The sequence below is a fragment of the Streptomyces sp. NPDC093221 genome (assembly GCF_044753885.1).
Lineage (GTDB): Bacteria > Actinomycetota > Actinomycetes > Streptomycetales > Streptomycetaceae > Actinacidiphila.
Genome location: NZ_JBIVOA010000003.1, coordinates 554,105 through 570,750 on the forward strand (window position 1 = coordinate 554,105; position 16,646 = coordinate 570,750).

A 16,646-nucleotide genomic window follows, 5' to 3' on the forward strand; every position below is an offset into this window, starting at 1 on the left:
CACCGTCACTGACTCCCGCACCGCCGCGTGATCCCGCACCGTCACTGACTCCCGCACCGTCGCTCACTCCCGCACCGCTACGACGAGCTTGCCGACGACGCGGCCGGTGAGCAGGTCGGCGAAGGCCGGGCCCGCGGCGGCCAGGCCGGGCGCCAGGTGGATCTCCTGGTCGAGGGCGCCCGAGGCGATCATGTCCGCGAGGGCCCGGCGCGCGTCGGCGTTCTCCGCGGCGAAGTCGGCCGCGCGGAAACCCTGGACGGTCAGCGAACGGGTCACCAGCCGGAACCAGTTGTCCAGCGGCAGCGGCGGGACCACCGCCTCGCCGATGCCGGACATCTGCCCGCACAGGGCGACGCGGCCGAGCGGTCCCAGCCGCTCGACCAGCCGCGCGGACGTCTCGCCCCACACGTTGTCGAAGACCGCGTGCAGCCCTTCGGGCGCCCAGCGGTCGACCTCGGCGGTCCAGTCCGGAGCCCGGTGGTCGACGGCGGTGATGCCGAGCCGCTTGAGGCCGTGCGCCTTGTCGGGGCCGCCCACGACGCCGAGGACGTCGGCGCCGCTCGCGGCGATGAGCTGCGCGGCGACCTGGCCCACTCCCCCGAAGGCGCCGGTCACGACGATCTTCTCGCCGCGACGCGGGCGGAGCACCCGCCGTACCCCGAAGTAGGCGGTCAGACCGGTCAGTCCGAGCAGACCGACCGCGTGGTGGAGGGCCACACCCTCCGGGGCGTCGTACCGCTCGGCGCTCGCGGCCGGGACGCGGACCGCGGTGGCCCAGGCGCCCGGCGCGGTCACCGTGTCCCCGACCTCGAACGCGTCGCTCCGGGACTCCACGACGGTGCCGACGACTCCGGCGGGCGGGACGAAACCGGCGCCCTCCGACCGGAGCCGGATCCGCTGCGAGGGATCGAGGGAGGCGTACCGGACCTCGACGAGGATCTCGCCGTCGACCGCCGGGGGCAGTTCCCGTTCGGCCACCTCGAACGAACCGGCGGTGAGGGGTTCCGCGCCGTCGTGGGTGAGCCGGGCTTCGTGTGTGGTGACCGACCCTGCCATGGGGGCCCCTTTCGGATTGCGCAATAAATTAGCATGGTTAATGGATTGTCGACAGAATCCACCGGCTCATCGGACGACTCGTCCGCCGGCTCGTTCGTCAGCTCCTGCGGCGGCCGGGCGCCGGCTATTGCAGTGGGTTCACGGCCCAGTGGTCGCCGACCGCCGCCGCCAGGCGGGAGAGGTGGTGGCGCCGGTCGCCCAGCAGGTGCTCGATGGTGGTGAGCCGCATCGCGTAGTGCCCGACCTGGTACTCCATCGTCATGCCGATCCCGCCGTGCAACTGGATCGCCTCCTGGCCGATGTGCCGCCCGGACTCGGCGGCCCGGAGTTTGGCGCGCGACGCCGCCTCGATGCCTTCGGCCGCGCCGCTCTCCGCCTGACCGCCCTCCCGCTCCCTCTCGTCGCTTTCCGCGAGCACCATCGACGCCCAGAGCACCGTGCTGCGCGCGAGTTCGAGCGAGACGTACATGTCGGAGGCGCGGAAGGTGAGGTTCTGGAAGGCGCTCAGCGGTTTCCCGAACTGGCGGCGGTCGCGCAGGTAGTCGCGGGTGATCTCCAGCGCGCGCTCCATGGCGCCGAGCGCCTCGTGGGCGTACGCCACCTGCGCGCGGGCCCGGGCGTACGCGATCACGCCGGTCGCGTCGGCGGCCGGATCGCCCAGCGGCTCGGCGGCGGTCGCGTCGAAGGTCACCCGGGCGGCGCGTCCCCCGTCGTACGTACCGAACGGGGTCCGCTCGCCCCCGGCCGTCGTGAAGAGCGCCGGTGTTCCGCCGACGTCGGCGACCACCACGAGCAGGTCGGCACGGGCTCCGTTGAGTACGGGCGAGGCGCCGCCGTCCAGCACCCAGCGCTCGCCGTCGCGCCGGGCCGTGACGCCGGGACCGCCGACGTACGCCGGAAGGAGGGTGCCGTCCGCGATGCCGGACACGTCGCCGCCCGCCCGCGCGAGGAGGCCGCCGCACAGGACGACGGCCTCGACGAAGGGCTCGGGGGCCAGTACGCGCCCGATCTCCTCGGCCACCACGCCGACTTCGACCGGGCCCGCGCCCATGCCGCCGGCCTCTTCCGCGAACGGCAGTCCGAGGACGCCCATCGCGGCCAGCCGGGACCACATGGTCTCGTCGTATCCCGGCTCCTCGGCCGTGGCGTCACGGCGGCCCTGGACCGTGGCGTAGGCCGTGCCCAACAGACCGCGTACGGCGTCCCGCAGGGCGCGCTGCTCGTCGGTGCGGTCGAAGTCCATGTCTCACAGCCCCAGGATCGTGCCGGCGATGATCTGTCGTTGCACCTCGTTGGAGCCGCCGTAGATGCTCGCGGCCCGCAGGTGGAGATAGGCCGCGGCGGCCGGGCGGGTCCACGGTGGCGCGCCCGCGGCCGGGTCGCCGGAGAGCCCCTGCTCGCCCGCGAGGCCGAGGACGAGTTCGGTGACGGCCTGCTGGAGTTCGGATCCGGCGAGCTTGAGGACGGACGAGGCGGGCTGCGCCTTGCCGTCCGCCGAGTCGGCGGCGACCCGGATCGAGGTCAGTTCGACCGCCAGCAGGTCGTTCTCCAGCCGCGCGAAGTCCGCCGCGAGCAGCGGATCCTCGCGCAGCCGGTCCCCGGCCCATGTCTTGGCCTGCGCCAGCAGCCACTTGGTCCCGCCCACGCCCGCGATCCCCACCCGCTCGTTGCCGAGGAGGAATTTGGCGTAGTCCCACCCGTGGTTCTCCTGGCCGACGAGGTTGTCGACGGGGACGCGCACGTCCTCGAAGAAGACCTCGTTGACCAGGCTCCCGCCGTCGATGAGCTGGATCGGCCGGACGGTGACGCCCGGCGAGGCCATGTCGATCAGGAGGAAGGAGATGCCGGCCTGCTTGCGCGGGGCGTCCGGATCGGTGCGCACCAGCGTGAAGATCCAGTCGCCGTACTGGGCGTAGGAGGTCCAGGTCTTCTGGCCGTTGACGACATAGTGCGCGCCGTCGCGTACGGCCGAGGTGCGCAGAGCGGCCAGGTCGGAACCGGCGTCGGGCTCGGAGAAGCCCTGCGACCACCAGATGTCGACGTTCCGGGTGGCCGGCAGGAAGCGCTCCTTGAGCTCCCGCGAGCCGAACGCGGCGATGACCGGGCCGACCATCGAGGCGTTGAAGGTGACCGGCGGCGGAACGCAGGCCGCCTGCATCTCCTCGTGCCAGATGTGCCGTCGCAGCGGCGTCCAGTCCCTCCCGCCCCACTCGACCGGCCAGTTGGGCACCGCGATCCCGGCCGCGTCGAGCGTCCGCATCGACTCGACCATCTGCTCCTTGGTCAACTCCTCGCGCGCCGCCACCGTCTCCCGAATGTGCCCCGGCACCCGCGTGGTGAAGAACCGCCGCAACCCGTCACGGAAGGCCGCGTCCTCGGGCGACAACCTCAGCTTCATACGGCTCCTCGAGGAATCACTTAACATCCCTAAGTAATATCCTCACCGTGGCACGCCACCCGAACCCCCGTCAAGAAGCGCGAACGCCCCGGTGCCCGGCCCAGCCGCCGAGGACCGGGACTCCGCGACGGTCAGGTGCGCCGGGACGGGCCGGTCAGGGCGGTCAGGGCCGCGCGGGCCTTGGGGGCGGCCAGGGGGCTGAAGTGGGGGTTGACGGACAGGGCTGTCGCGAGGTCGGTGCGGGCCGCCGCCGTGTCGCCGAGGGACCGTTCGATCATGCCGCGGTGGTAGCGGAACAGGGCGTTGCGGGTCCCTTGGGCGAGCGCCAGGTCGCTCTCGGCGAGGGCTTCGCGGTCGCGGCCGTTGGCGTGCAGGACCCAGGCCAGGGCGTCGTGGGTGTCCATGAAGGGGCGGGACTCGATGCCCCGGCGGGCGATGGCGAGGGCCTGCGCGGCGTCGCCGTGGTCGGCCTCGAAGAGGGCCGCGTCGGAGTCGAGGGCGACGCCGTTGGCGGTGAAGAGCTTCTGCTCGGCGCGGAAGAGCTGGTACTGCTCGTCGGCCTGCGCGGTGCGGCCGAGGGACTGGTACAGCTCGCCGAGCTGGAGCACGTACTCGGGCTGCGGGACCCGCTGGACGGCCCGGTTGAGGTCGGCGAGGGCGGCGTCGGTCCTGCCGAGCGCGGCCTCGGCCCTGGCCTTGGCCTGGAACAGCGAGGTGTACGTCGGCGCGACGCGCAGACCGGCGGCGGCCTCGGTCAGCTCGGTGGCCGGATCGCCGTTGTTGAAGGCGAGTTCGCCGAGGTAGTAGTGGGCGAACGCCTGGTCGGCCGGGCCCGCGGAGTCCTGGAGGGCGCGGCGCATGTCGGTTCTGGCCGTGTCGATGTCGCCGCGCAGTTCGGCGACGTACGACGCGCGCGCCAGCGAGGGCGCGCCGGGCCTGAGGTCGACCATGCGCTGTACGGCGTCGGCGGCCTCGTCGTAACGGCCGAGCTGGGTGAGGGCGTCGGCCAGGGTGCCGTACAGGGACGAGTTGTACGGGTTGACGGCCACCGCCTTGCGCGACCAGGTGAGCGCCTGGCGGAAATCGTGCCGCCCGGCTTCCAGGGCGGCCATGCCGCCCATCGCGGTGAAGTTGTCCGTGGCGTCCACCGACAGCGAGCGCTTCAGGACGGCTTCCGCCTTGGGGTAGTACGTCGGGTCGGCGGTGTTCTTGGCCTGCTGGACGTAGTCGAGGCCGAGGGTGCCGAGCGCGACGGCGTCGCGCGGGCTCTGCCGCAGGTGGGCCTGGATGCCGTTGATGTCCTGGGCGAGCGGGTCCGCGCCGGCCGCCGGGGCCCCGGCTTCGCCCGTGGGACCCGCGGCGCGGTCGGCGCCCGTCACCGGCCAGGGGGCGAGGCCGAGGCCGCCGGCGAGGAAGAGGCCCACGCCGAGGACGGTGGTGACGGCGGCGGACAGCAGATGACGCCGGGGGCTCCGGCGGACGGACGTAGTCAATTCCCGCTCCGTTGGGGGGTCGTGGGGGTGGCGTGGGGGGACGGGCGCGGCGGCTTCGGGTCGGCGGGCGTGGCGTAGACGACGACGTTGTCGAGATAGCCGCCGCCCTCGGGTCCCGCGTACGCGCCGCCGCAGGTGATCAGCCGCAGCGTGGGCGGACCGGCGGTCGCGTAGACCTGGTCGTCGGGGAACGCGTCCTTCTCGTACTGCCGCAGCGCCCGCACGGTGAAGTCCAGGTGGCTGTGGTCGGCGCGGTCGACGGTGATCCGGTCGCCGGGGCGCAGCGTGGACAGTCCGTAGAAGGCGGCCGGGCCGGTGAGGGAGTCGACGTGGCCGACGACGATGGCGGCGCCCGGGTCGCCGGGGCGCGGGCCGTCGCTCCACCAGCCGACCTGGCCGGGGTCCTCGGGCACGCCGAGGTGGCCGTCCTGCTGGACCTGGAGGCCGATCAGGGGGTGGTCGAGGCCGATGCCGGGGATACGGATCCGGACCGGCCGTGCGGCGGGCGCCGCGGGGGCGACGGGGGCGGCGTGGCCCCCGGCGGTCGCGGGGACCGGCAGCGTGCCGACGTCGACCTGCGTGGTCTTCGGCGGCCGGGCGGTGAGCAGCGCGCAGCCGCCGGCCGTCATCATGCCCAGACCGGCGAGGACGCCCAGCGCGGTGATCAGGCGCCAGGGCCGGGCGGGGCGGAATCTGAGGGCGCGCCGCAGCCGCCCGGCCTCCGGTGCGGAGGCCGGGCGGCCCGAGGTGGCGGGGGCGGTCACACCCGGTCGGCGCGCCTGCGGCGCAGCGCCAGGAGTCCGGCGGTGGCCAGCAGGGCGCCGCCGCCCAGGGCCGTCACCGAAACGGCGGGGAAGCCGCCGTGGAACGCGGTGCCGCCGAAGCCGGCGCCCACGCCGCCGTCGGGGTGCAGCGAGTCGGCCTGGTTGACCGCGGCGGTGTTGGGCAGCGCCACGTACGGGAAGGTCGAACCGGGCTGGCGGTAGGGGGTGTCGACGGCGTCGCCCGCGGCCAGCGCGGGCACGATCTTTCCGGTCTCCGCCGCGCCTTCCAGCGCCTGGAGCTCGATGTCGACGACGTCGTCGTTGAGCCGCCGGCCGTTGGGGAAGCCGGCCAGGTCCTGGCCGAGGACGCCGAGCCGGTTGGGGTTGGCGGAGGGCGCGACGGCCATGTTCAGCCGCAGTTCCTCGGACGGTGTGAACTTCGCCTTGTCCACGTCGGCGTTGAGCAACTGCGAGTTGAGGTCGGCCTGGACCGGTCCGCACGCCTTGCAGATTCCGGACAGGAAGATCTCGGCGAGGTCCTTGCGCGGGGTGGCGGGCGCCGGGACGCCGTAGATGCTCTGGATGAGCTTGGGCACGATCGGGTCCAGGACCTTGTCGACGACCGGCTGCACGGTGTGGTCCTGGTCCGGGTTGAGGGTGTTGAAGGCGTCCTTGTACTTCAGCGGGACGACGACCTCGTTGACCAGCGGGTTGCCGAGGCGCGAGACCTGGTGCCAGCCCGACTCGGCGCCCTTGTCGGGCATCGGCGGGCCGCCCTTGCCCTCGTCCTGCGAGTCCCCGGCGCCCGCGGTTTCCCCGGCTCCCCCGGCACCCTCCGCGCCGTGGGACGCCATGCCCTCGTCGCCCTTGCCGGACGGCGCGGCGACCGCCGCGCCCTGCCGGTCGGTGGTGGACCAGACGCCGATGACGGGGTTGCGGGTGGCGTCCCCCTTCAGTGCCAGCGCGGACTTGGGCACCTGGAGGGCGATGGTGTTGACGTTGTAACCGGCGAGCGTGTTGTGGCCGGTCTCCTTGAGGTTGCCGCCGTAGAGCAGGTCGAAGACCCGCAGGTCGAGGAAGAACGGGTCGGACGCCTGCCCGGCGTAGGTCTGGCCGCCGTCGGGGAGGGCGACGGTGGCCTCCTTGCGCAGTGAGGCGTAGTCCGGCATCGACGCCTTGCCGACGTTGGAGGGGGCCGCGGGCGCGTCCTTGAGGAGCGTCTTGGTGTCGCCCTCCGCGTCGGTCACCGTCAGCGTGTACGTCTGACGGAAGTTCAAGGTGGTGTCGTCCAGCGACTTCACGACCCCGGTGTTGTACAGGAACTGGTTGGCTTCGTCCCGGTAGTGGTCGGTGAAGGACCAGGTGTACGTGGTGTCGGCCTTGCCGTCGCCGTCCGCGTCGATCTTGATGTTGTAGTGGGCGTCGTTGGCGAACGGGTAGAAGTTCGGGCCGCCGTTGGGCTCCTCGAACGGGATCCAGTTCGCCACCAGGGTCACGGTGTCGGGGTTGTCCGGGCTGGTGAAGGCGTAGACGTCGGTGTTGTCCGCCTTGGGGTCCCCGGCGATCAGCGGCGCCTCGCGGTGGCTGGAGGCGGAGCTGACACCGGGCGTCAGACCGGTCAGGACGACGGAGGACACCAGGGCCAGCAGGCCGGCGGTGGCGAGTGAGCGTTCGGCGGCGCGGGCCGCCGTGCGGCGGGGCGGGTGGGAAGACTGCATGGACCATCCGTTTCCAGGCGGGGCCGCCGCCCCCCGGCTGGGGGCGGGACGGCGCAGAGCGGGGACGGCTCAGCCCTGAACGGAACCTCGATGACCGCGCCGTACGGTGACGGCGACGGCACCGAGCAAGTCCGATATGAGGCTTAAGCTACGCATAAAGCACCATGCGCCGAGGGGGCCTGCAACGCGCCAGGTCCGAAATGCGGCAGAAGGGTTCTCGCTGTGGGCCACCACGGTCAACAAACCTGGATCCGCCGGTACTCGGGCCAGGGGCGGCGGTGGTGACGGGGCGACAGCGGGCTCAGGAGCCGGGGCTGCCTCCCTCCGCGCCCGGCCCTGTGCGCCACCCCGGTGGCAGCGGTGAGCCGCCCGAGTGAGTACGCGCCCGTGACAGGTGCGGGGTCGGCCCATCGGGTACGCGCGCGGCCCCGCCCGCGCCGCCGGGACCGGGATTCGGCCTCCCCACAGGCCCGCGCCGGGCCTCTGCTTGCCCCGTTGGGGGATGCCCTGGTAGGACTGTGACGCGCCGTCACCGTCACATGTTCGATAACGCGGGGGTTCATGTGGTCGCCACGGCCTTCACGTCGTCGCCGCGACGACGCCCGGGAGTCCCGGGACCGGCCCGACGGCGGCTCCCCACAGTGGTACGGCAGGCCACGCAGCACGGGCTGGTGCTGGCCGCCGTCGCCGTGACCGTCCTGCTGTGCGCGACGGCGCTCGCCGCACTGGCGACGCTGGCCGGGAGTTCGGTACAGGCGGGCGCCGTACGGCGGTTGGCCGCCGACCTCGACGCGCAGGTGACCGTCAACGCGCCCTTCCGCGCCGGAGGCATGGCCGTCGCCGACCGGGATGTACGGGCCGCCGCCGACCGGACGTTCGCCGGGGTGCCGCAGCACACCTATGTGGGGCTGCTGGGTTCTTCACCGGTCTCGGTGACGGGGATCGACGGGGTCACGGGCCCGCCGCGCGGCCCCGGGGGAACCGGATTGCACCCGGTCGCCGTCCAGGACGCGGGCAGATTCGGGCAGTTGGTCGCCGGACGGTGGCCGGCCGGCACAGCGGACGCGACGGCGAGCGCCTTCACCTCGCTGCCCGACGTACCGATCGCCGCCGGGTCCACCGCCCCGGTCGACGCGGCGCTGCCGGACGCGCTGGCCAGGCGGCTGGGAGTGACCGCCGGTTCCCGCCTCCAGGTGCGCGACGGCTTCAGGCACTCCATGACGCTGCGGATCACCGGCGTCTTCCGGCCGACCGGCCCCGTCGGATTCTGGCCCGCGATGGCCGGCGACGTGACGGCGGACGAGACCGCCAGCCAGGACCTGCTCGTGGTCTCGCCGTCGGCTCTCAACGGAAGCGTCGTCCTGAACAGCCATCTGACGGCCCACTGGAGTATGCAGCCGGACTTCGCCCGGATCGACGCCGACAGCCTCCCCGGACTGCACGACCGGATGCGCGCCTTCTCCGGCAGCGCGAGCCGCGTGTCGGTGTTCGGCGGACGGCAGCCCGCTCTGGACGACCTGACGGTGGCCTCGGGGCTGCCGGGCGCGATCGACGGCCTGGCGGTGCCGATGGTGGCGGCCCGGTCCTCGCTGTACCTGCCGAGCGTGCTGCTGGCGGTCCTCGCCCTGGCCACCCTGGTACTGGCCGCCCGCCAGCTCACCGAGCACCGGCGCGACGAACTGGCACTCCAGCAGGCCAGGGGCGCGGGCACCCCGCGACTGCTGCGCGCGGCGGCGGCCGAGTGGGCGGTCACCGGCGTTCCGGCCGCGGCCGTCGCGCCGTTTCTGGCCGGGCTGCTGCGCCCGGGCAGCCGGGGAACCGCCGCGTGGGCGGCGGTGGGCCTGACCCTGCTGGTGCACGCGGCGGCGGTGCTGCTGCCCGTCCTGCGCTCGACGCGGTCCCGGCCGGCCCGCGGTGTACGCGCCGCCGCCCAGCGGCTGGGCGCCGACCTGGCGCTGCTGGCCGTCGCGGCCCTGGGCTATCTGGAGCTACGGCGGCACCATTCGCTGATCGCCGACGTCGGCACGGGCGGCGCGGGCGCGGACCCGGTGCTGGTCCTGGTGCCCGCCCTGGTGGCCGGGGCCGCCGCCCTCCTGCTGCTGCGCCTGCTGCCGCTGACCTCCCTGCTCCTGGACGCGTTCGGCCGTCGCAGCCGGGGCCTGGCCCTCGCGCTGGCGGGCTGGCAGTTGAGCCGCCGGGCCGCGCGCAACGCGGGACCGGTCGTCCTGATGTGCCTGGCCGTGTCCGTGAGCGCCTTCGCGACCACCGCGCTGGCCTGCCTGGGCGGACTGGCGTCCGAGCAGGCCGCGTTCACCGTCGGCGCGGACGTACGCGTCCAGCCGTCGGCGGACGGCGGCTACCCCTCGTCCGTACTGGGCGCCGCCTATCGCGCGCTGCCCGCGGTGACCGCCGTGACCCCGGTGACGCAGTCGACGGTGAACCTGCCGGGCGACGCCACCGAGGGCCTGGTCGGCACGGTCGGCGGGCCCGCTCCCCCCACCCCGTCACCGGTCGTCTTCGGGGTGCCGCTCCCCGGCCGTCCGACCGCGCTGCTGCTGGACGAGCGGCTGCGCAGCGACGGCAGCCGCGCGGCGCCGAATCTGGAGTTGACCGTGCAGGACGCGTCCGGCCTCGTCAGTACGCTGGCGACCCGCCTGCCCGCCGCCGACGGCGCCCGGCACACCGTCGTGGTCCCCCTCGACGTGGCGCTGAGCGACGGCCACCCGCGGGCGTATCCGCTGACGGTGACCGCCGTGAACGTCCTGCCGCAGCCGAACGCGCGGCCCGCGCGGCTCGACCTGGAGCTGATCCGGGTCGGCGCGCGGGACAGCGCGGACACGTGGGTCACCGGCCTTCCCGGCGGCCAGGTCTGGGCCGACGGTACGACCCACGCCTCCGACGCCACCGCCGGGGCCTGCGAAGGCAAACCGGCGGGCGACTACAGTCCGGGCACTCCCGGGGTGTGCGCGATCGCCCCCGGCCGCTCCGAGGTGCTCAGGACCACCGTCAGCACCGGCGTCAGGGCCTCGACCGCGACCGGAGACGCCTTCGGCGGCCTGGCCGACAGCGACTACGAGACCCGGCCCGGCAGCCAGGTGCGCCTCGTGGCGGGCCCGGCCGGCCGTCCTGCGCCGCTCCCGGTACGCGCCGACGCCGCGGCCCTGCGCGACACGCGCCTGAGCGTGGGCAGCACCACCACACTGGATCTGGGCGGCGGCCGGATCACCGCGACGATCGTGGGCCTGGTCGACTCGCTGCCGGGACTGGGCCGCGGGCAGGGGCATCTGATCGCCGATCAGCGCCAGCTCGCCGCCGCGATGACCGTGGCCGGAGTCGACCAGGAAGATCCCGCGTTCTGGTGGATCAGCAGCACCGACAGCGCGCGTACGGCCGCTGCCGCCGAGGCGCGGGCCGCGCTGGGCCGGGTCACGACAGCGGAACGGACCGCGGCGGCGCTGCGCGACGACCCGTTCCGCGCCGGGCTGCGCCGGGTGCTCGAACTCGTCCGCTACCTGGCCCCCGCTTTCGCGGTCATCGCCTTCACCGTGCACGCGGTGGTCTCCACCCGGCAGCGCCGCAAGGAATTCGCGCTGCTGCGGGCGATCGGCGTCCGGTCCACGGGCCTGTACGCGCTGTTGGGCGCCGAGCAGCTGAGTCTGGCGCTGTTCGCGGTGGTGCCGGGCGCGCTGATGGGCATGGCCCTGGCCTCGGCGGTGCTGCCGCTGGTCACCGTGGACGACAGCGGCCACGCCCCGTATCCCCCGCTGCCGAACGTCACTCCGTGGGGCACCGTGACGCTGACGGCGGTGGCGACCGCCGTGGCCATCAGCGCGATCGTGCTGGCGCTCGCCCGGCTGCTGGCCCGGGTGGACCTCGTACGCGTGCTGCGAGCGGGTGAGGACCGATGAGCCGGACCGGACGCGACCGCGCGGGGCGGCGGACACCAGCCGAGGGAACGGGCGCGGGGGACAACGGACTTGGGGCAACGGACGGGGCGGCGCCGAGACCCGAGCGAACGGGCATGACCGGAAAGGGACTTGGGCCAACGGGTACGACAGAGACGGGATCGGCGGGAGCGGACACGGCGGTGAGGCGGCCGGGCGGTACGGGCGCCTCGGTGACACTGCGCCTGATACGCCAGGAGACCCGCGGCGACCTCCCGCTGCTGGTCTGCCTGACGGTCATGGTGATCGTGGTGACGGCGTTGTGCGCCTGGGCCCCGGCCGTCGTGGGCCGCCAGGAGGACCGGGCGCTGCGGCAGCGCGTCGCGGCGGCGCAGGCCGAGGCGCCGCTGATCAGCGTCAGCGCCACTCCGGAGGTCTTCGACACCGACCCGCCCGCGGTGGACATGGCCACCCTGCTGGGCGCGGGAAGCACCTTCACCGAGCAGCTCAGCGGCACCGGCGCGCGCCGCCTGACCTCCGTCGGCGGCGGTTACGACTACAACCCGGCGTCCCTGGTCGCACCGCCGCCTCCCGGCCCCGCGAACACCGCCACCAAGCTGGCCCTCAGCTACCTGCCGTCCGCGCGGGCCCATCTGCGCTACGTCAGTGGCCGCGCCCCGGCCGACCGCACACCGCTGGGCACCGCGCCCCAGATCGGGTTGTCGCAGGCCACGGCGCGGGCCCTGGGCGTCACGACCGGGAGCCGACTGACGCTGGAATTCGCCAGGACGCCCGCGGTGGGGAACGCGCCGCCCCAGGTCGACCTGCTGGTCAGCGGGGTCTACCGCACCACGGCCGCGGCCGACGGCTTCTGGGCCGGGCGGGCGTCGTTGGACCAGCCGACGCGCTACCCGGCGGAGCGCTCCGCCGGCACGGTGCTCGCCGTCAGCGGCCTCGTCGGCCTCGACGCCGCCGACCTGCTCGCAGGGGCCGGGGTCGTCGGGCCCCGGGTGACCTGGCAGTTGCGGGCCGACCTGTCGGGAGCGGCGCTCGACCAGGCCCGCGCGCTGGCCGGGCCGCTGTCCCACTACGGCGCGGACCTGAGTGCCGCCCTGTGCCAGGGAACCGACTGGATCTCCGGCGACATCAGCTGCCACGTACGCGGTCAGGCCACCGGGTCCCTGCTGGTGACCGACTTCCTGACGCCGCTGCTCGCCGAGTTCACCGCTCAGGACCATCAGGCCAGGGCGCTGGCGATGTACGCCGTCGACGCGCTGGCCGCGGTCGCGCTGGCCACCGTGGCCGTCGCCGTACGGCTGTTGCTGCGCCGACGGCGGGCGCACCTGCGGTTGCAGCGCGCGCGGGGCGCGTCCACCGCGCGGCTGGTGCTGCTGCGCTGCGCCGTGGCCTGGCCGGTGGTGCTGATCGGCGCTGCGCTCGGCTGGGCGGCCGGTCGGGCCCTGGCTCCCGGCGGCACGTCCGGATCGCCGCAGCCGGTGCCCGCCGCGCTCGCCGCCGCGGTCGTGATGGTGACGGTGCCGCTGATGACGTGGCTCGCGGTCCGCGAGCCGCGCAGGCCCGGCCGACCGCGGCGCTCGCGCCGCCGCGCTGTCACCGGCCGCCGCGTGGTCCTGGAGCTGACGGTGCTGCTCGCGACGGCGGCGGGCGTGGCCGCGCTGCGTTCGCAGGGGCCCGACGGGATTCTGGGCGCGGTGCCGGTGCTGGTGGCGCTGGCCGTCGTGCTGCTCCTGCTGCGGATCTCCCCGCTCGCGCTGCGCGTGGTGCTGCGGCGGACCCGGCGCGCCCGGGGAGCGGTGGGCTTCATCGGGGCGGCACGGGCCGCCCACGACGCCCCGGCGACCGGGCTGGCGCTGTTCGTCCTGGTCCTGACCTTGGGGACGGCCGTGTTCGGCGGACTCGTACAGCGCACGATCGGCGACGGCCTGGCCGCGGGCGCGGACTGGACCACCGGCGCGGACGCGAGCGCGATCGTGGCCGGGACCGCGAACGGGGCCACGACCGGGACCGCCGCGCCGGGGACCGGCGCAGGCAAGGGCATACGGACCGTCGTCCAGCATCTGCACACCCTCGACCTGGTGGGACAGGTCGACGGCGCGCTGATCACGCAGGTCGCCGTGATCACCGTGGACCCCCGGCAACTGGCCGCCGTCGCACCGAAGTCGCCGCTGGCCACCGCCCTGCTGTCCGGGCTGGCCACCCCGGCGGGAACCCGGATCGACGCGCGCGTCCCGCTGCCGTCCTTCCTCTCGCCCGACCTGCGGGCGCGCGAGCGCACCGGTGGCTTCACCTCCAGCGTCTCGATCCTCGGGCGGCGCCCGGTGGACCTGGTTCTCACGCCGGTCGGCACCCTCACCGGCGCGGACCTGCACGACCCTCTCCTCGGGCCGGTCACGGCGCGGATTCCCGCCGGGACGCCGCTGCTGATCACCACGGCGGGCGCCGAGCACCTGATGCCCGAGCAGTCCTCGGGGAGCACCGTCATGCTGCTCAAGGGCGGCGCTCCCGGCGGGACCGCCCCCGCCACGCCCGCCGCGCTGCGGTCGGCGGCGGCCCAGACGCTCGGGCCGCTGGCCCGGATCCGCGTCCGCTCCGAAACGCTGAGCGCCCTGCGCGCGGACGGGCTGACGCGGGGACTCGACACGGCCTACGCCGTCACGTCGATCCTGGCCGCGCTGGCCGGCCTGCTCACGCTCGCCCTGGAACTGACCCTCACCGCGCACGAGCGCGGTCGCACCGCCTCGTTCCTGCGCACGCTCGGGCTCGGCGGCAAGGAGGCCGGGGCGCTGCACTTCCTGCAACTGCTGCCGCTGGCGGTCGCCTCCGCGGTGGGCGGCACGCTGCTCGGGCTGCTCGAACCGCGGCTCATGGCACCGGCGTTGGACCTGCGGCAGTTCACCGGCGGCCCGGCCCAACCGGCCCTGCGCACCGACTACTCGCTGACGCTCGCCCTCGTCGTCGCCGTGACCGCGCTGATCCTGGTCGCCGCCGCGGCCGAGACCGTCCTCGCGCGTCGGCGGCGGCTGGGGGCCGTGCTGCGGCTCACGTGAACGGCCGCGGCTCAGGGTGCGGCCGTCGAGCGCAGGGCTTACGGGGCGCTCTCGGTGGACTCCGTGTCGCCCTCCGTGTCTCCTGCGCCCGCGGCGCTCTCCGCCGCGGACTTCGCCCGCCGCGCGGCCTCGTCCGGCCATACGCCGATGTGGTCGGTCTCCAGGGCCAGCCGCACCCGTTTGCGCATGTGCAGGCGCTCGGTGAACTGGCCGGGCAGTTGCAGCCGCCCGCTGGCGTCCAGTACCGCGAACTCCTCGGCGGTGAGCACCTCGACGCCGTCCTCGCCGGTGGTGACCCGGCGCAGCACCTCGGTCGAGGTGCGGCCGTTGCGGATCCGCACCGTGCGCTGGACCTGCTCGGACACCAGGGCGTCGTGGGTCACCACGATCACGGTGACGCCCAGGTCCTCGTTGGCCCGGCGCAGCGCCGCGAACACCTCGTCGCTGGTGGCGGTGTCGAGTTCGCCGGTGGGTTCGTCGGCGAACAGCACCTGCGGCTCGTTGGCGTTGGCCACGGCGATTGCGACCCGCTGCTGCTCGCCGCCGGAGAGCGTGTCGGGCGTACGGTCCCGGCAGTGTCCGACGGACAGCAGGTCGAGCAATTCCTCGGCCCGCGCCCGGCGTTGGGAGCGTTTGATCCCGGTGTACGTCATCGGAAGCATCACGTTCTCGGCCGCCGAGAGGTAGGGCAGCAGATTGCGCGAGGTCTGCTGCCAGACGAAGCCCACGGTGCCCCGCCGGTAGGTGAGCCGCTCGCGGCGCTTCATCGTCAGCAGGTCGTGTCCGGCGACCGTGGCGGCGCCCGCGGTGGGCACGTCCTGGCCGGAGAGTATGCCCAGCAGGGTGGATTTCCCGGAGCCGGACGCCCCGACCACCGCGATCATCTCGCCCTGGGCCACGGCGAGATCGAGGCCCTGGAGCGCCTGCACCTCGACGCCCTCGGTCTGGTAGATCCGCACCAGGTTCTCGCAGACGACCAGCCCCTCCTCCCGCCGTGGCGCCGCGACGGCCCGCCGCCGCAGCTCGTCCAAGTCCGTTGCCCCGGTGGGCTGTTGGTGAACTGCCACGCGGTCCCCCGATAAGGTGAAGTCTGCGAATCCCACTGTCGGACAGCCGCCAGGGTAATGCGCGAACCCGCCCGGGAGCCGCCATCCGCAGGACCGGACCTCGATCAGGGCTCAGCGTCGCCGAGGTCGTCGCGTCCGCTTCGGCCCGCGTCACATCCGCCACGATCCGCATGCCGTCGATCGGACAGCGTGCCGTCAGACCGCGCGGGCGTCCCGCAAGAGTTCCCGGACTCCGCGAACAGGGCGGTAGCCGAAGGCGTTCGTTGCCGCGGTGGAGTCGTACACGCGGTCCAGACGATCCGGCACCGGCCACCCCCGGTCGCGGAACGCCTCGACCACGTCAGGAGCCCGACCGGCGAGGACCGCGCCCGCGTCGCGGTGGAGAGCGACGCAGTCCTCACGCTGGAACACGTGCGGGCCGGAGACATTGAACGTGCCGGTCACCTCAGGGCGCGTCACGGCCAGGACCCCCGCCGCCGCCGCGACGTCGGCGACGTCGACCGCCCGGTGGAGCAGATGGCGCGCGAGTACGGGCAGCGGCTCCGGAAAGCACCGCGCGATGCGCAGCGTGACCGCGGAGACGCCGCAGGCGGCGACCAGCCGTTCCGCGGCCAGTTTGGTCTCGTCGTAGATGTCCCGGGGAAGCGGCGTGAGGTGCTCGTCCACCCAGACGGCGCGGTCGGCGGGCACCAGGGCGTGGCCGTAGACGCTGGTACTGCTGATGTAGAGAACGCGCCGGACACCGAGGCGCGCGGCGTCGTCGAGGAGTTCCGCGGTCATGCCGACGTTCACGGCGCGGAACTCCTCATCGGCCACGCGCCCGACGTGCGGGGCGTGCAGCGCGGCGGCGTGGACCAGGACGTCGGCCGACCGCAGCGCCGCCCGCCGCTCGCGCGGGTCCCGCAGGTCGGCGACGACGCTCGTCCAGCGGCCGGCCACTCTGTCCACGCCGCGGACCTCCCGGCCCGCCGCGTCGAAGGCCGCGGCCAGGGCCGATCCGACCCGGCCCGAGCTTCCCGTGACGACAACCGCCCCGCCAGGGTCCCGCATCCTCCGCTCGGCGCTCACACCCCGATTCTGCCAGCCCCGCGCGGAATCGGTCCGAAGCACCCTACCCGCCGTGCGATGCCCCGCCCGCCTCGACGGGAGACGCCGTCACCCGGCGGCAACGGGGCTGGTCGGCTTGGGCGTTCGGACC

The 16,646-nt window shown here is 74.3% G+C and carries 10 protein-coding genes; 2 read left to right on the plus strand and 8 right to left on the minus strand.

The window, feature by feature from the left end; translation table 11 throughout:
• Positions 1 to 63 precede the first annotated feature (63 nt).
• The 6 genes from ACIQCJ_RS14200 to ACIQCJ_RS14225 form a co-directional block, all read right to left on the minus strand.
• On the minus strand, positions 64 to 1,056 hold the full coding sequence (locus ACIQCJ_RS14200; protein ID WP_401308658.1) for a zinc-binding dehydrogenase: 993 nt from the start codon (positions 1,054 to 1,056) through the stop codon (positions 64 to 66).
• Positions 1,057 to 1,180: 124 nt separating this feature from the next.
• On the minus strand, positions 1,181 to 2,299 hold the full coding sequence (locus ACIQCJ_RS14205) for an acyl-CoA dehydrogenase family protein (protein ID WP_402711509.1): 1,119 nt from the start codon (positions 2,297 to 2,299) through the stop codon (positions 1,181 to 1,183).
• 3 nt (positions 2,300 to 2,302) lie between these two features.
• The gene (locus ACIQCJ_RS14210; RefSeq protein WP_355342498.1) at positions 2,303 to 3,454 is read right to left on the minus strand and encodes an acyl-CoA dehydrogenase family protein; all 1,152 of its coding nucleotides are present in this window, start codon (positions 3,452 to 3,454) and stop codon (positions 2,303 to 2,305) included.
• Between the two features lie 131 nt (positions 3,455 to 3,585).
• Entirely contained in the window at positions 3,586 to 4,947 is a 1,362-nt protein-coding gene (locus tag ACIQCJ_RS14215) for a tetratricopeptide repeat protein (protein WP_402711510.1), read from the minus strand.
• Positions 4,944 to 5,711, minus strand: coding sequence for a class F sortase (locus tag ACIQCJ_RS14220; protein ID WP_402711511.1), 768 nt, complete (start codon positions 5,709 to 5,711; stop codon positions 4,944 to 4,946). Before ACIQCJ_RS14220 ends, ACIQCJ_RS14215 begins: the two co-directional genes overlap by 4 nt.
• The gene (locus ACIQCJ_RS14225; protein ID WP_402711512.1) at positions 5,708 to 7,429 is read right to left on the minus strand and encodes a DUF4331 domain-containing protein; all 1,722 of its coding nucleotides are present in this window, start codon (positions 7,427 to 7,429) and stop codon (positions 5,708 to 5,710) included. Before ACIQCJ_RS14225 ends, ACIQCJ_RS14220 begins: the two co-directional genes overlap by 4 nt.
• A 641-nt stretch (positions 7,430 to 8,070) precedes the next feature.
• Here ACIQCJ_RS14225 and ACIQCJ_RS14230 point away from each other — a divergent pair.
• Both ACIQCJ_RS14230 and ACIQCJ_RS14235 read left to right on the plus strand, forming a co-directional pair.
• A complete protein-coding gene (locus ACIQCJ_RS14230) occupies positions 8,071 to 11,337 on the plus strand; it encodes an FtsX-like permease family protein (protein WP_402711513.1) in 3,267 nt (1,088 codons plus the stop codon).
• A 209-nt stretch (positions 11,338 to 11,546) separates the two neighbouring features.
• Positions 11,547 to 14,381: a hypothetical protein gene (locus ACIQCJ_RS14235; protein WP_402711514.1), complete on the plus strand. Its 2,835-nt coding sequence runs from the start codon at positions 11,547 to 11,549 to the stop codon at positions 14,379 to 14,381.
• A gap of 38 nt (positions 14,382 to 14,419) precedes the next feature.
• On the opposite strand, the gene ACIQCJ_RS14240 is transcribed toward ACIQCJ_RS14235, so the two are convergent.
• Complete coding sequence (locus ACIQCJ_RS14240) at positions 14,420 to 15,412, minus strand: ABC transporter ATP-binding protein (protein ID WP_355342861.1); 993 nt, start codon at positions 15,410 to 15,412, stop codon at positions 14,420 to 14,422.
• Between the two features lie 231 nt (positions 15,413 to 15,643).
• A complete protein-coding gene (locus ACIQCJ_RS14245) occupies positions 15,644 to 16,498 on the minus strand; it encodes an NAD-dependent epimerase/dehydratase family protein (protein ID WP_402711736.1) in 855 nt (284 codons plus the stop codon).
• Positions 16,499 to 16,646 lie beyond the last annotated feature (148 nt).

Excerpts from the sequence above, each read along its gene's own strand:
- ACIQCJ_RS14200 (WP_401308658.1), bottom strand. The coding sequence starts at position 1,056 with ATGGCAGGGTCGGTCACCACACACGAAGCCCGGCTCACCCACGACGGC.
- ACIQCJ_RS14205 (WP_402711509.1), bottom strand. The coding sequence starts at position 2,299 with ATGGACTTCGACCGCACCGACGAGCAGCGCGCCCTGCGGGACGCCGTA.
- ACIQCJ_RS14210 (WP_355342498.1), bottom strand. The coding sequence starts at position 3,454 with ATGAAGCTGAGGTTGTCGCCCGAGGACGCGGCCTTCCGTGACGGGTTG.
- ACIQCJ_RS14225 (WP_402711512.1), bottom strand. The coding sequence starts at position 7,429 with ATGCAGTCTTCCCACCCGCCCCGCCGCACGGCGGCCCGCGCCGCCGAA.
- ACIQCJ_RS14245 (WP_402711736.1), bottom strand. The coding sequence starts at position 16,498 with ATGCGGGACCCTGGCGGGGCGGTTGTCGTCACGGGAAGCTCGGGCCGG.